The organism is Mesorhizobium sp. LSHC420B00 (assembly GCF_000503055.1).
GTDB lineage: Bacteria > Pseudomonadota > Alphaproteobacteria > Rhizobiales > Rhizobiaceae > Mesorhizobium.
On sequence record NZ_AYVY01000045.1, the window covers coordinates 19,909 to 32,788 of the forward strand.

Here is a 12,880-nt window from a genome sequence, read left to right on the forward strand (position 1 = left end):
TGGAGACTTCACAATGACAGCTGTTTCTTCCGCACTGGCCGGCAAGGTCGCGCTTGTCACCGGCGCCTCGTCGGGCATCGGCGAGGCAACCGCTGTGGCGCTGGCGGCCGCCGGGGCAAAGGTGGCGATTGCCGCCCGCCGCGCCGATCGCCTCGAAGCGCTGGCCGCGCGTATCGAAAAGGCCGGCGGCACGGCACTCCGTATCGCGGCCGACGTCACCAGCAACGACGATGTCACCGCCATGGTCGACAAGGTTGTCGCCGAATGGGGCCGCCTCGACATCCTCGTCAACAATGCCGGGGTGATGCTTCTGTCGCCGGCCGCCGAGGCGGTGCTCGATGACTGGCGCCGCATGGTCGAGCTCAACCTGCTGGCGCTGATGGGTGTCACCAAAGCGGCGCTGCCGCATCTCAGGGCCGCCAAGGGTCACATCGTCAATGTCTCGTCGGTCGCCGGCCGCGTCGCCAATCCCGGCGCCAGCGGCTATGCCGCAACCAAGTTCGGCGTCGTCGGCTTTTCCGAATCGCTGCGCCGCGAAGTCTACTCCGACAAGGTTCGCGTCACCGTCATCGAACCCGGCCTGGTGCGCACCGAGCTCGGCGACCATATCACCAATCCGGCGGCGAAGACTGGGCTCGACCAGCGGCTCGCCGCCATGGAGGCGCTGGCCGCCGAGGACATCGCCGCGGCCATTCTCTACGCCGTGAGCCAGCCGGCGCACGTCAACGTCAACGAGATCGTCATCCGCCCGACCGACCAGGAACGGTGAATGACGTCGGATCGTTTCGTTAGACTTCGAATCCCGCCCGCAGGAAATCGCCACACTCCTCGACCAGCCGGGACGGGTCCCTCGCAAGGTAGACGCCGAAATCCGCCATCGGCGCCGGCGGCATGTTGAAGCGTCCGTTGAGGCTTTGGCAGTCGGGCGGCAGTCCTTCCTGCAGCAGAAGGCCGATGCCAAGCCCGGCCCTCAGCGCCGAGATCAGCGTCGCGAAAGTCGACACGCGGCAGCCGATCTTCCAGCCGAGCCCGGCCTCGGCGAGCGAGGCCAGCATTCTGTCCTGCCAGGAGCAGGCGCCTTCGAAGATGACCAGCGGAAGCTCGACCTCGTCATCGATCTCGATCATGCGGCTTGCCGCCCAGACCAGCTGTCGTGACAGATGACCTCGCGGCGCCTTTGTGAAGCGCGCCGGATCGGCCATGACGATGTCGCATTTTCCTTCGCCCAGCGACTTGCTGAGATCGGCGCTGCTGGCCGATGTCAGCTCGATCTCCACGGAAGGATGCCGGCGGCGGAAGTCGGCAATGATCAGCGGCAGCCGTGTCACCGCCAAATCCTCGATGATGCCCAGCCGGACACGGCCGACCAGCCTGCGGCCTTCTATCTCGCGCCTGGCATCGTCGCCGATCGCGATGGCCTTGCGGGCGAAGGCGAGCAGGATCTCGCCGGCCTCGGTCAGCGTCACGCCGCGCGGCGAACGGCGCAGCAGCTCGGCGCCGACTTCACCCTCGAGGCGCTGAAGCTGCATGCTCACCGCCGCCTGGGTGCGGGCAAGTCGATCGGCCGCCCGGCTCACCGTTCCCGTATCGGCCACGGTGACGAAGGCACGCAGCAGCCTGACGTCGATATCTCCAGTCATAAGAATTCCTGATAGCTGTGTCAGCACTATCAGGCTATCCGAAAGCCCGATCTGAATTCAAGGTCCGCTCGCACGAACGAAAACAGGAGCAGCCACCTTGTCCTACAGAAGAAGATTTGAGGAGTTCGGTGTCGCCTGGCCGTCGCTCGAGCGGCCTGCTTTGCCGTTCTCGCCGACGGTTCGGGTCGCCGACATCGTCTATGTCTCCGGTCAGATTCCCGAGATCGCGCAGGAGATCGCCGCGATCGGCCAGGTCGGCAGAGAGATCGATCTGGCTGCTGCGCAGAACGCCGCCCGGCTCTGCGCGGCCAACATCGTCTATTGGCTGGACAAGGAACTGGACGGCAATCTTGACCGTGTCGTGAAATTCGCCAAGCTGACCGTCTATGTGAATGCGACGGCCGGCTTTTCGGCCTATTCGGAGGTCGGCAACGGAGCATCCGAATTTCTGCTCCATGTTTTCGGCGAGCGTGGCGAGCACGCCCGCTGCTCGCTCGGCATGGCCGGCTTGCCGGCCAATGTTCCGGTCGAAGCCGACGCTATCGTGCATGTCCGCTAGGGAAGTCGCTCGAAATAGCCAGTGAAACCAGCAGGAGGCTTGGCTTGATGGATGCAAATCTTGAGGGGCGGAGGGCGCTTGTTCTCGGCGGAGGCAAGGGCCTCGGTTTCGGCGTTGCCGAAGCGCTCGCGGCGAAAGGCGCCGAGATCATCCTGGTCGGACGAGGGGAGGCGACCCTGGATGTGGCGCGGCGCGCGATCGAGGCCGCCGGCCACATCTGCTCGACCTTCAGCGCCGACCTCTCCGACCACGACAGCGTCTCCCGGCTGATCCATGCCGTCGAGGACGAGCATCAGCGGATCGACATCGTCCTGCTCAATGGCGGCGGCCCGCCGCCCTTCGCGGCCAGCGTCTTCGATGCGAGCGTCTGGGAGAAGCAGTTCACCAGCATGGTGCTGAGCCAGATGCGCGTTGCCATTTCTTTCCTGCCAGGCATGCGGGCGCGGCGCTGGGGACGCATCATCGCCGTTTCCTCGACTTCCGTCCGCGAGCCGATCCCCGGCCTTACCGCCTCGAATGCGCTGCGTGCGTCGCTCGCCGGGTGGGCCAAGACGCTGGCCGGCGAAGTGGCGGCGGACGGCGTTACCGTCAACCTGTTGCTGCCTGGCCGTTTTGCGACGGACCGGACCAAACAGTTCGACGCCATGGACGCCGCCGACAGGGGTGTCGACGCTGCCGTGATCGCCGCCGAGAGTCAGGCCGATATCCCGGCAAAGCGCTACGGCACTCCCGCCGAATTCGGTGCGGTTGCAGCATTCCTGGCCAGCGACGCCGCCGCCTATATTACCGGCGTGGCTTTGCCGGTGGATGGCGGGCTCAGTCGCGGCATGGTGTGAGGAGCAGGGGGCGGCGGCGCGAATGGTCGCATCACACAGGAACGCCCCTCGTGCCTTTTATCTGCGCGGGGGGCGTCCTGGTGATCGTCCGCCTTTTCTCAAGATCGCTCTTTCGAGAACGGCGTTCGACACCGAAAAAATGCTCCGGCGCCAAAATGGTTCCCGGCTAAGCGGTTTTTTCGGCGGGCAATAGCCCGGTTTTCGCTGTCGTATTTGCCGCCGCCGCGCATCTCCACGAGTGTTGCAAATCAAAAAATTGACACAGCGCGCAAAGAAGTCTACAAGAATTTTGTCGATGTTTGTTTGACCGACTTTTGTTATCCGCGTGCCGAGGCGCGCCTTTGACGAACTTCCCCATCAAAATCGAGACAAACGTTGTTGTGCATCCGCATGACGGCGAACGAATATTTGCCATGGAAAGGGTTCGTTATGAGCACAGGCACAGTTAAATGGTTCAACGCCACCAAGGGTTTTGGTTTTATTCAGCCTGACGACGGTTCTGCCGACGTTTTTGTCCACATCTCAGCCGTCGAGCGCGCCGGAATGCGCGACATCGTCGAGGGCCAGAAGCTTGGCTACGAGATGGTCCGCGACAACAAGTCGGGCAAGATGTCCGCCGACCAGTTGAAGGCGGCCTAAAACGGAATTCAGCCTCACCGGTGACCACGGATGTACTGGCACCGGTGAATGGCAAATTCCAGCACATGATCGCGGGAGGTTAAGTCCCCGTTCATGCGCATGAGAAGAACGTTTCTTTGCGCGTCTCTCGGGATGCGCATGCGCTCTCATGGAAGGTCAGGCGGTGCCTGGCCTTTTTCATTTTTGCGCTTCGACCGCCGAAAGAGCGCTGCTCGACGGCCCGGACGTGCTAAGAGGCTGTTTCGAAATTCTACTCTGACGGCCATCAGACGGCCGTCAGAGTAGAATTTCCAAACGGTCTCTGAGGACGTTCCAGCAATTTGAAACCGGCTGCCGTATTGCTTTGTGCGGGATCCTGGCCGAAAGACCAGTCTCGCCACTTTTCGGCGGCGCGCTCCGAACCGGGAGAAACACCTTGACCGCAACTTCAAAAAGACCCCGCGACCAGGCCGAATCCATTTTTAGCAAGACGCGGACCCAGTCGATGTCGCTCGACCGCATCAATTCCGAACGGGATGCCGTCAGCCAGGCGCGCGAAGCCAAGACCGCGCGGCTGCGCGAACTGCGCCTGGAAAAGGAAGCCGACGACATGGCGGCAGCGCTCGCGGCCTCGCCGAAACGCGCGGGCAAACGCTGATGGCCACCAAACGCGTGCCTCAAAAGGCGATCGCCGCCGATTCGACCATCGCCGATGTCGTGGGTGAACTCGACAAGCCGGTCGAATATGTCCGGCGCGTGCTCGAAAAGCTCGAGCGCTGCCGGCGTGTCCACGGCGATGCCCAGGTGCGGCTCGGCGTGCGCGGCCGTGCCGAATGCCCCAATTATCTGATCGAATACGTCCGGGAAAACGCCAAGACGCACGAGCGCGTGACCTATCAGGACGCCGCCTACAGCGGCAGCACGCATCGCGAGCTGGCGCCCCGGCACATCGAGGAAGCCAGGAACTGGTCGCCCGAAGAAATGAACATCACGGCCGTTTCGGCGCTCATCGGCCGCCTTCGCAATCCGAATGCGCCATCATCGCGTTTCTCTGACGAGGATTGATATGGCAATCAAGTTTTCCGCCAAGGGCCAGCCAGCCGCGCCTGCTGCCGCCGTGAAGCCGGCCAAGCCGGCCGCCGCACCAAAAACCGGTGAAGCCGCCGAAGCGGGTACCGATCTGTTCAGGTCGCCGGCCGAAGCACCGCCGCGCAAGCCGAAGAAGAAATAGCACCCTTGCAGCAAAATGCCGGCCGGAAATCTGCGCCAAGGCTGCTTGCCCTGGCGGTCGCAGAGGATTTTTTGTCGCCACAAGAGGGCGCCGATCCGGTTGCCTTCGATTGCCAGACCTGTGGCGCCTGCTGCGCCTACTCGTCAAGATGGCCGCGCTTTTCAACCGAGGATGACGCGCAACTCGACCTTATCCCGCAAAAATACGTGGCTGCCGATGAAGCCGGCATGCGCTGCGACGGCGCGCGCTGTTCGGCACTGTGCGGCGAGGTCGGCAAGTCGACCGCCTGCGGCATCTACGAGATCCGTCCCGACGTCTGCCGCGCCTGCATGCCGGGCGATGACGACTGCCTGATGGCGCGCCTGGCTCACGGACTGCCGACGCTGTAATGACGCCCTCGGGCTGGCGTCTCACTTTTGAAATTCGTCAGTCAGATGAGCGAAAGTCGCTGCGGTAGAGGCCGGGCGATCGTCCGGTCAACCGTTTGAATGCCTGCGAGAACGACGGCACCGACTCATATCCGACGGCGCGCCCGATCTCGCCAATGTTCTGGTTCGTTTCCCGCAGAGCCTTGGCGGCAAGGTTCATCCGCCAGCGAGTCACATAGGACAGCGGCGGCTGTCCCACGAGTTGAGCGAAGCGACGCGCGAAGGTGGCCCGGGACTGTGCCGCGCCGCTGGCAAGGGAAGCGATAGTCCAGGGACCATCCGGCCGCTCGTGGATCAGGCGCAAAGCCTGCGCAATGCCTTTATCGCGTAAGGCGCCAAACCATCCGCCTGTTCCGAGAGGCTGATGTTCTATCCAGGCACGCAATAAGAAGATCAACGTGCTGTCGAGAAGACGTGGGGCGACAATGTCGTGACCGCCGAGATTGCTTTTTGCTTCGACCTGCAGAAGTTCCAGGGCAAGCCGCAGCGGCTCGCTGGTGTCGATCTGATTTCGGGTCAAATGGATCAGCGGTGGAAGCAGCGAAACCATCGGATATGGTCCGACGCCGTCGAGTGAATATCTCGCACAAAGAAGAGTTGTCGCGCCGCTCTCGCTTTTCGGTTCCAGTCCGCTCCGATTTGCGGAAAGGACGGCGGATATCGATGCCGTCGGTGCATCCGCCGGATTGCAAAGGGCATGCCCGATACCGCTCGCGACAAGGATGACGTCTCCCTCGCTTAAGCGGATCGGCTCCTTTTCACCGGCTAGCCGCAGCCAGCATTCGCCGTTCTGTATGACGTGGATGGCGGCATTCCTTGTCGGATCGACCGAAATACCCCATGGCCGATGCAGGGTCGCGCTGCCGATCATGGCGCTGCCAAATCTCAGCGAAGCAAGAACTTCGGACAAGGCATCCATGAGAACCATCCTCCGATGATGAATCGGACAACGATATTAGACGATTGGATAAGAATCTAGCGGAATGGCATATCGACCATCTCACAAGCGTGGCTGATTATGTTGGCAATGTCGGCCTGCGGACGCTCCTGTCCACAACAGGCGGAAGCAGCCACCTCACGGAGCAAAACATGCGTGACGAACCATCAAATCCAGTTACAGCCAAGAGTCATAATTCGCTCGAAACCAACAAGACGATCGTCCTGGACTTCATCGACAAAGCAGTAAACCAAGGCAACATCGAAGCTGCTTCGATGCATTTTGGCGAACGCTACATCCAACATAATCCGAACATTGCGGATGGTGCGGACGGCTTCAAAGCCTATCTGCAGCAGCTCAAACAGTCATTTCCCCTCGTGAGGGGAGAGGTGAAGCGGATTTTTGCCGAAGGGGATTTCGTCATCGTGCACATGCACGCAAAACGCGAACCCGAAGAGGAGGGGTTGGCCATCGTCGACATTTTCAGGCTGAACGAAAGTAAGCTCGTCGAACACTGGGAAGTTCGGCAACCCATCGCGGATAGCAAGCTGCACGCCAATAGCATGATCTGAATGCGGATAGGCTCTCAGGCTGGCTTGTGCCCGCACGTTTCGCTGATTACGCTGCCGGCGGCAGGGCCAGCACCGGGAGACCATCTGTGAGCATCGAATTCCTGTTGACGTCGCTGATTGTCGTGGCTTCGCCCGGCACTGGCGTTCTCTATACGCTGAGCGCCGGGCTTTCGCGTGGTGCGCGTGCCAGCATCATTGCCGCTTTCGGCTGCACGCTCGGCATCATTCCGCATATGGCGGCCGCCATCACCGGCCTCGCGGCTCTGCTGCACACCAGCGCCGTCGCCTTCGAGACGCTGAAATATCTCGGCGTCGCCTACCTGCTCTACATGGCCTGGAACACGCTGAAGGAGAAGGGCGGCCTGAGCGTCGACGAAAATGTCGCGCCGCGCTCGGCCGGCAAAGTGATCACTTCGGGCATCCTCATCAACATCCTCAATCCGAAGCTGTCGATCTTCTTCTTTGCCTTCCTGCCGCAATTCGTCAGCACCACCGAATCGCATGCGCTGTCGAAGATGCTGGAGCTCAGCAGCGTCTTCATGCTGCTCACCTTCGTGGTCTTTGTCGGCTACGGCATCTTCGCGGCGTCGATCCGCAGCCATGTCGTGTCGCGACCAAAGGTGCTGACCTGGATGCGCCGCACCTTCGCCGGAGCCTTTGTCATGCTCGGCGCCAAACTGGCGCTGGCGGACCGGTAGATCTCTTTGTTTTGACGCAATTCCGGACGGAAACCGTTTCGCACCTTTCCTGGAATTGCTCTTACCGCTGCGGATCGGCGGGTCCGCCTTCGGTTTCGGGAGCCTCGCCGCCGCCGAAACCGGGCGCAGCGCGAACACCCAGCCGCCAGGCCGATGGGGGGACGCCGATCATCTTCTTGAAGGCACGGCTGAACGCCGCCTCGGACTCGTAGCCGATTTCCGCCGCTATGTTTGCGACGTTGCTGTTGCCGGTGCTGAGCAGTTCCGAGGCAATCTGCATCCGCCATTTGGCGAGATAGTGCACCGGCGGCATCCCGACGAGCCTGGTGAAACGCTCGGCGAGCACGGTGCGCGACAGCGCGGCCTCCTTCGCCAGCGCCTCCACGGTCCAATTGTGCTCGGGCCGATCGTGGATCAGCGCCAGCGCCTTGCCCAGGTGCGGGTCGCGCAGGCCCGCCAGCCAGCCGGTGTGTTGCGGTGGAAGCGACTCCACATAGCGGCGCAGGACGTCGACGAACATGAGCTCGCTGAGCTTGGTGAGCACGGTCTCGCTGCCAGCCCGCTTTTCCGCCACTTCCGAGACTGCCAATCTGATGAATTGGCCAAGCCAGCCGGCATCGCCTTTCACGTCCCCGGCCTTGATCACCGGGGGCAATGCATCGAGCAGCGGATTGAATGGCTGTGCGTCGCAGGCAAGATAACCGCAAACGAGCCTAGCCGAGATCGACCCGTCGCTGCCATGGTTGATGTGGAACGGCATTTGGCTGGCGGACGCGATCTCCAGGACATCGGCGGTCGGAGGATCGGCCGCGAGCTCGGGATTGCTCGACATGATGTGCGGGTCGCTGTGGGTGAAGACCACGACTTCGCCGGCCTCCACCGCGATCGCCTCCTTGCCCACGATGCGAGCAAAGCAACGGCCGGCCGTCACCACGTGATAGGAAATCAGGTGGTCCGCGCCGGGCAGGATCTTCGGCAGTATCGATGACGGGGCAGGCGAGCAGACGGCCCATGGATCCTGAGCCTTGATGTCGAAAAACGTCGCGCCGGTGAGACGCACCTTTTTCAAGAGGTCAGACAGAGCGTCCCCGGCCATTCCATCCATGTCCCGTAAGTTGCGCGGCAACCCGGCGCGACATCCCTTTCGAGTTCCGGACGCGCTGTCAAGTGAGGCGGACGCCCCGTCATTCCGTTCATTGCCGGAAGCTTTAAACCCCGTCGGCGCTGAGCTCTGTCTCAAATCAGCTGCTGAGCGCAGTCGAACTCAAGAAAAATGAGGGATCTAAGTCATGACGGTACATAAGGGCGGATGTTTTTGCGGCGCCGTGGAAATCGAAGTGCACGGAGCGGCCGAGGCGATGGGCTACTGCCATTGCAGTTCCTGTCGTTCGTGGTCGGCGTCTCCCGTGAACGCGTTCACGCTGTGGAAGCCGGAAAACGTCAAGGTCACCAAGGGCGAGGAGTTCCTGTCCGGCTTCGAGAAGTCCAACATGAGCGACCGTCAGTTCTGCACGAAGTGCGGCGGCCATCTGATGACCGATCATCCGCCGCTCGGACTGGTAGACGTCTATGCGGCCACGATACCGACGGTGAAGTTCACGCCGGGGGTTCATGTCAACTACGCCGAGACGGTCCTGCCGATGAAGGACGGATTGCCGAAGCTGAAAGACTTCCCCGCCGAACTCGGGGGCTCGGGTGTGAGCGTGCCGGAGTAACCCGGCAATGACACACGATTTCGAACAGCGACATCTCACGACTGGAGAATATGCATGGACATCACGACATTGCGCGCCGCGCAGGAGCCGATCAAGGATCTATATCGCAAGGATGCGCGCGCGGTGCAGCTTGGCTGACGGCAGCTTGTCGCGCCAAGCGCTATCCCTTCACGTAGCCCCTGGCCTCGACAATCTGCCCGTCCGCCACGCGCATCAGGTTGACGCCGCGCAGCGAATTGCCGTCGGCCATCCAGTAGCGCCAGCGGATCGTCGCCCGGTCGCCGGCGACGAAGGTTTCTTCGATGTCGAAGCGCGTGCCGCGTCCGGTCGCGATCGCCGACCACAGTTCGACGCAGGCGCCCTTGCCGATGCGGCGGGCGCCGTCCGGGGCCGGCGTGGTGTTCTCGATCACGCAATCTTCCGCCACCAGATCGTCGAGCGCCGACGGGTCGTGGCGCTGGAAGACGTCGTTGTAGCGCCGCATGATCTCGGCCGTCTCGGCGGAGCGTTTGGCCGCGGCGATGTCGATGATGAGTTCCTGTGTCATTGGATATTCCTTCCCTTCAGTGATCAGCAACGGTTTCGACGAGGCGGGCCTTGAGCGTGATCGCCGCGACGCCGGCCAGCGCCCGCGACACGAGGCAGCTCTCCTTGGCCGTCTGCGCCAGCCGCTCGAAATCCCCGGCAGCCAGCCCGGCCACGCTTGCCTCCGTCTCCAACTCGATACGGGTGATCGTCGGTCCGGCCGCGGTGGCGCCGAGATGCGCTTTCGCGATCGTGTGAATGCGTGCGGGAGTATAACCTTCGCGGCCCAGGATGGCGCTCAGCGCCATCGAGAAGCAGCCGGCATGCGCCGCCGCGATCAATTCCTCCGGGTTGGTGCCGGGACCGTTCTCGAAACGCGACGGGAAGGAGTAGGCGCCTTCGAATACGCCGCTGCCTAGCCTCAGCCGGCCCGAACCTTCTTTCAACGATCCCTGCCATTGGGCCTCTGCTTCACGAATGGTCATTGTGTCTCTCCTTTGATTTGAGGGGGTCGATCAGATTTTGGGGGCGAACCAGTCAGGCGCCGTCGACGACCACTTTCCCGAAGACGTCGCCTTGCTGGAAATAACGGTAGGCGTCTTGGGCCTCGTCGAAGGCGAACACCTTGTCGATGACAGGCTTAAGCCGATGCACCGAGATGGCGCGCAGCATGGCTTCGAGGTTGGTGCGATTGCCGACGAAGAGGCGGCTGATGGTGGCGAGGCTGCGCTGGTAGACCGGGCCGGGGATCTGCACCGTCCCGCCTTTCGCATCCTGTATGGTGAGAAGCACGATGCGCCCGTAAAGCGCGCAGGCGATCATCGATTGCGCGAAGGTCGGCGGGCCGCCGGTCTCGACGACGAGGTCGATGCCACCGGTTTGCTCGCGCACAGCTGCACCCCATTCCGGCATGTCGGCCGTCGAGACGACGAGGTCGGCGCCCAGCGCCCGCAGCCGGTCCAGCTTCTCGCCGCGCGAGCTGACGGCCACGACCCGGCAGCCGAGCAGCTTGGCGAATTGCAGCGCAAACAGCGCGACGCCACCTGAACCGATGACCAGAACCCACTGCCCGGGCTTCGGCATCTCGGCCGCCGTCACGGCATTCCAAGCGGTCAGGCCGGCACAGGTCAGTGTCGCCGCTTGATGCCAGTCGAGATGATCGGGAAGCCACACCGCCCATTGCTCGTCGAGCACCGCGTATTCAGTCAGCATCCCGTCCAGCGTGCAGCCAAGCTGGTCGATCAGCCCGGCATTGATGCGGCCATCAATCCAGCGTGCAAAATAGCTGCCGGTGATGCGGTCGCCGGCGGCAAAGCGGGTGACGGCATCTCCGACGGCAACGACTTCCCCGGCACCGTCGCTCAGCGGGATAACGCCTTGGCGCGGCGTCAGCGGATAGGTGCCGTTGAGGATCATCGTATCGCGGCGGTTGAGCGATGTGGCGCGGACACGCACGACGATCTCGTGCGGCTTCGGCGTCGGCTGCGTCCCGTCGCGCATCACCAGGCACTTGGTCACGCCGGTTCCTTCAAGACGATAACTACGCATTCGCCCCTCGCTGATATATAGACTGATCTACATATTATATAGACCGGTTGTCATATTCGAGGCAAGGCCTATAATGCTCATTCCTGACAGAGGTTGACATGGCGAACGACACCCGCATCCGCATACTCGAGACAACGGCGCTGCTGCTGAGGCAGCGCGGCTACCACGGCACGTCGCTCAACGACATATTGAGCGCCTCAGGCGCACCGAGAGGCTCGCTCTACTTCCACTTTCCGGGCGGCAAGGATCAGCTGGTCGTCGAGGTTACGCGCGATAGCGTCGCCGATGTGACGCAGAGGCTGGACGCCGCGCTCGCTGCCGAAAAAGATCCGGCGGTGGCGGTCCACCACATCTACCAATCGGTCGCGCGCATGCTGGAAGACAACCAGTTCACGCTCGGTTGCCCGATCGCGCCCGTGGTGTTGGATTGGCCGACCGACATGCCGGAGTTGGCTGAGTTGTGCCGGTCGGCCTTCGAGCAATGGATAGGCCTGCTCAGGGCGGCCTTCGTCAGGGCAGGGGTGCCCGAGCGCCGCGCGCACGCGCTGGCGCTGCTGGTCGAATCATCGCTGGAAGGGCTGATGGTGATCGCACGCGCCACCCGCGACCGCGCCCCGGTGCTGGCGGTAGCCGATGAGGTCGCGGCGCTGATTGAGGGGGCATTGCCGGCGAAAGAGATCGCAGTCACGGCGCATTGACGTTTCGCGCTTCCACGGCATCGAGGCCAGCGCGGAGCCCTGCCGAAGGGCCGACGCTCCAGCTCTGCAATTCACGTTCTGCGCCGACGCCGAAGAAACGGTCAGGGGTATGCTTCCGCTTGCTTTGGAATCGGACCGCCTCTCATCCTCCGTCCCATCAACGAAAAAGGGCGACCTCTCGGCCGCCCTTTCCGTACATGAAGGCTGATGGGTTGGATTAGAAATCCATACCGCCCATGCCGCCCATGCCGCCGCCGCCCATGCCGCCAGGCATGCCGCCGCCAGCCGACTCCTTCTTCGGAGCCTCCGCAATCATGGCTTCGGTGGTGACCAGCAGGCCGGCGACCGAGGCCGCGTCCTGCAGAGCCGTGCGCACAACCTTGACCNCCGAGGCCGCGTCCTGGAGAGCCGTGCGCACAACCTTGACCGGATCGACGATACCCATGGCGATCATGTCGCCATATTCGCCGGTCTGGGCGTTGTAGCCGAAGGTCGCGCCCTTGTTCTCAAGGATCTTGCCGGCAACGATCGATGCTTCCGCACCGGCGTTGGCCGCGATCTGACGGGCCGGAGCCTGCAGCGCGCGACGCACGATGCTGATGCCGGCGGTCTGGTCGGAGTTGGCGCCGGTTGCCTTGATGCTCAGCGAAGCGCGCAGCAGTGCGACGCCGCCGCCGGGAACGATGCCTTCTTCGACGGCCGCACGGGTCGCGTTGAGGGCGTCATCGACGCGGTCCTTCTTTTCCTTGACTTCCACTTCGGTCGCACCGCCGACGCGGATCACGGCAACGCCGCCCGCCAGCTTGGCGAGACGTTCCTGCAGCTTCTCCTTGTCGTAGTCCGAGGTGGTCTCCTCGATCAGATCGGAAGAGCGT

The 12,880-nt window shown here is 62.7% G+C and carries 19 protein-coding genes; 12 read left to right on the forward strand and 7 right to left on the reverse strand.

Translation table 11 applies throughout. The annotated features are described in order from the left end of the window. Positions 1 to 13: 13 nt before the first annotated feature. Positions 14 to 769 carry an SDR family NAD(P)-dependent oxidoreductase gene (locus X760_RS71485; RefSeq protein WP_023722745.1) on the forward strand — a complete coding sequence of 252 codons (756 nt, stop codon included), beginning with the start codon at positions 14 to 16 and terminating at the stop codon, positions 767 to 769. Between the two features lie 19 nt (positions 770 to 788). Here X760_RS71485 and X760_RS71490 read toward each other — a convergent pair whose 3' ends face one another. Then, complete coding sequence (locus X760_RS71490; RefSeq protein ID WP_023722746.1) at positions 789 to 1,640, reverse strand: LysR family transcriptional regulator; 852 nt, start codon at positions 1,638 to 1,640, stop codon at positions 789 to 791. A gap of 97 nt (positions 1,641 to 1,737) precedes the next feature. Here X760_RS71490 and X760_RS71495 point away from each other — a divergent pair, with 97 nt between their 5' ends. The 7 genes from X760_RS71495 (at position 1,738) to X760_RS71515 (ending at position 5,273) form a co-directional block, all read left to right on the forward strand. Continuing rightward, positions 1,738 to 2,199, forward strand: coding sequence for a RidA family protein (locus X760_RS71495; protein WP_031195259.1), 462 nt, complete (start codon positions 1,738 to 1,740; stop codon positions 2,197 to 2,199). Positions 2,200 to 2,246: 47 nt separating this feature from the next. Beyond that, positions 2,247 to 3,035, forward strand: coding sequence for an SDR family oxidoreductase (locus X760_RS71500; RefSeq protein WP_023722748.1), 789 nt, complete (start codon positions 2,247 to 2,249; stop codon positions 3,033 to 3,035). 429 nt (positions 3,036 to 3,464) lie between these two features. Beyond that, complete coding sequence (locus tag X760_RS71505) at positions 3,465 to 3,674, forward strand: cold-shock protein (protein ID WP_010915421.1); 210 nt, start codon at positions 3,465 to 3,467, stop codon at positions 3,672 to 3,674. Between the two features lie 415 nt (positions 3,675 to 4,089). After that, on the forward strand, positions 4,090 to 4,311 hold the full coding sequence (locus tag X760_RS0140185; RefSeq protein WP_031195260.1) for a hypothetical protein: 222 nt from the start codon (positions 4,090 to 4,092) through the stop codon (positions 4,309 to 4,311). Continuing rightward, positions 4,311 to 4,718, forward strand: coding sequence for a hypothetical protein (locus X760_RS71510; protein WP_023722751.1), 408 nt, complete (start codon positions 4,311 to 4,313; stop codon positions 4,716 to 4,718). Before X760_RS0140185 ends, X760_RS71510 begins: the two co-directional genes overlap by 1 nt. A gap of 1 nt (position 4,719) precedes the next feature. Then, the gene (locus X760_RS77550) at positions 4,720 to 4,884 is read left to right on the forward strand and encodes a hypothetical protein (protein WP_023722752.1); all 165 of its coding nucleotides are present in this window, start codon (positions 4,720 to 4,722) and stop codon (positions 4,882 to 4,884) included. Between the two features lie 50 nt (positions 4,885 to 4,934). Next, entirely contained in the window at positions 4,935 to 5,273 is a 339-nt protein-coding gene (locus X760_RS71515) for a YkgJ family cysteine cluster protein (protein WP_051409780.1), read from the forward strand. Between the two features lie 37 nt (positions 5,274 to 5,310). On the opposite strand, the gene X760_RS71520 is transcribed toward X760_RS71515, so the two are convergent. After that, positions 5,311 to 6,231 carry an AraC family transcriptional regulator gene (locus tag X760_RS71520; protein ID WP_031195262.1) on the reverse strand — a complete coding sequence of 307 codons (921 nt, stop codon included), beginning with the start codon at positions 6,229 to 6,231 and terminating at the stop codon, positions 5,311 to 5,313. Between the two features lie 44 nt (positions 6,232 to 6,275). Here X760_RS71520 and X760_RS0140190 point away from each other — a divergent pair, with 44 nt between their 5' ends. After that, positions 6,276 to 6,821 carry a nuclear transport factor 2 family protein gene (locus X760_RS0140190; protein ID WP_023722755.1) on the forward strand — a complete coding sequence of 182 codons (546 nt, stop codon included), beginning with the start codon at positions 6,276 to 6,278 and terminating at the stop codon, positions 6,819 to 6,821. A gap of 86 nt (positions 6,822 to 6,907) precedes the next feature. Beyond that, positions 6,908 to 7,519, forward strand: coding sequence for a LysE family translocator (locus X760_RS71525; RefSeq protein WP_023722756.1), 612 nt, complete (start codon positions 6,908 to 6,910; stop codon positions 7,517 to 7,519). Between the two features lie 61 nt (positions 7,520 to 7,580). Here X760_RS71525 and X760_RS71530 read toward each other — a convergent pair whose 3' ends face one another. After that, positions 7,581 to 8,624: an AraC family transcriptional regulator gene (locus X760_RS71530; protein ID WP_051409779.1), complete on the reverse strand. Its 1,044-nt coding sequence runs from the start codon at positions 8,622 to 8,624 to the stop codon at positions 7,581 to 7,583. Between the two features lie 184 nt (positions 8,625 to 8,808). Between X760_RS71530 and X760_RS0140195 the strand changes: the two genes are divergently transcribed. After that, entirely contained in the window at positions 8,809 to 9,234 is a 426-nt protein-coding gene (locus X760_RS0140195) for a GFA family protein (protein WP_031195266.1), read from the forward strand. Positions 9,235 to 9,394: 160 nt separating this feature from the next. Here the strand turns inward: X760_RS0140195 and X760_RS71535 are convergent, their stop codons facing one another. From X760_RS71535 to X760_RS71545, 3 genes are read right to left on the reverse strand one after another with little or no spacing between them, the layout of a single operon-like run. Next, positions 9,395 to 9,781, reverse strand: coding sequence for a nuclear transport factor 2 family protein (locus X760_RS71535; RefSeq protein ID WP_023722759.1), 387 nt, complete (start codon positions 9,779 to 9,781; stop codon positions 9,395 to 9,397). 16 nt (positions 9,782 to 9,797) lie between these two features. Next, positions 9,798 to 10,244 carry an OsmC family protein gene (locus X760_RS71540; RefSeq protein ID WP_023722760.1) on the reverse strand — a complete coding sequence of 149 codons (447 nt, stop codon included), beginning with the start codon at positions 10,242 to 10,244 and terminating at the stop codon, positions 9,798 to 9,800. 52 nt (positions 10,245 to 10,296) lie between these two features. After that, positions 10,297 to 11,307, reverse strand: a complete 1,011-nt coding sequence (locus X760_RS71545) for an NAD(P)-dependent alcohol dehydrogenase (protein WP_023722761.1) — start codon at positions 11,305 to 11,307, stop codon at positions 10,297 to 10,299. 98 nt (positions 11,308 to 11,405) lie between these two features. Here X760_RS71545 and X760_RS71550 point away from each other — a divergent pair, with 98 nt between their 5' ends. Continuing rightward, a complete protein-coding gene (locus X760_RS71550; RefSeq protein ID WP_023722762.1) occupies positions 11,406 to 12,005 on the forward strand; it encodes a TetR/AcrR family transcriptional regulator in 600 nt (199 codons plus the stop codon). Positions 12,006 to 12,222: 217 nt separating this feature from the next. Here X760_RS71550 and X760_RS71555 read toward each other — a convergent pair. After that, positions 12,223 to 12,880: TCP-1/cpn60 chaperonin family protein (locus X760_RS71555; protein WP_023722763.1), on the reverse strand; the 658-nt coding region annotated here is incomplete at its 5' end.

Coding starts and splice junctions, on each gene's coding strand:
- X760_RS0140195 (WP_031195266.1), top strand. CDS start 8,809: ATGACGGTACATAAGGGCGGATGTTTTTGCGGCGCCGTGGAAATCGAA.
- X760_RS71545 (WP_023722761.1), bottom strand. CDS start 11,307: ATGCGTAGTTATCGTCTTGAAGGAACCGGCGTGACCAAGTGCCTGGTG.
- X760_RS71535 (WP_023722759.1), bottom strand. CDS start 9,781: ATGACACAGGAACTCATCATCGACATCGCCGCGGCCAAACGCTCCGCC.
- X760_RS71530 (WP_051409779.1), bottom strand. CDS start 8,624: ATGGATGGAATGGCCGGGGACGCTCTGTCTGACCTCTTGAAAAAGGTG.
- X760_RS71550 (WP_023722762.1), top strand. CDS start 11,406: ATGGCGAACGACACCCGCATCCGCATACTCGAGACAACGGCGCTGCTG.
- X760_RS71510 (WP_023722751.1), top strand. CDS start 4,311: ATGGCCACCAAACGCGTGCCTCAAAAGGCGATCGCCGCCGATTCGACC.
- X760_RS71520 (WP_031195262.1), bottom strand. CDS start 6,231: ATGGATGCCTTGTCCGAAGTTCTTGCTTCGCTGAGATTTGGCAGCGCC.
- X760_RS71505 (WP_010915421.1), top strand. CDS start 3,465: ATGAGCACAGGCACAGTTAAATGGTTCAACGCCACCAAGGGTTTTGGT.
- X760_RS71485 (WP_023722745.1), top strand. CDS start 14: ATGACAGCTGTTTCTTCCGCACTGGCCGGCAAGGTCGCGCTTGTCACC.
- X760_RS71500 (WP_023722748.1), top strand. CDS start 2,247: ATGGATGCAAATCTTGAGGGGCGGAGGGCGCTTGTTCTCGGCGGAGGC.
- X760_RS77550 (WP_023722752.1), top strand. CDS start 4,720: ATGGCAATCAAGTTTTCCGCCAAGGGCCAGCCAGCCGCGCCTGCTGCC.
- X760_RS71490 (WP_023722746.1), bottom strand. CDS start 1,640: ATGACTGGAGATATCGACGTCAGGCTGCTGCGTGCCTTCGTCACCGTG.
- X760_RS71540 (WP_023722760.1), bottom strand. CDS start 10,244: ATGACCATTCGTGAAGCAGAGGCCCAATGGCAGGGATCGTTGAAAGAA.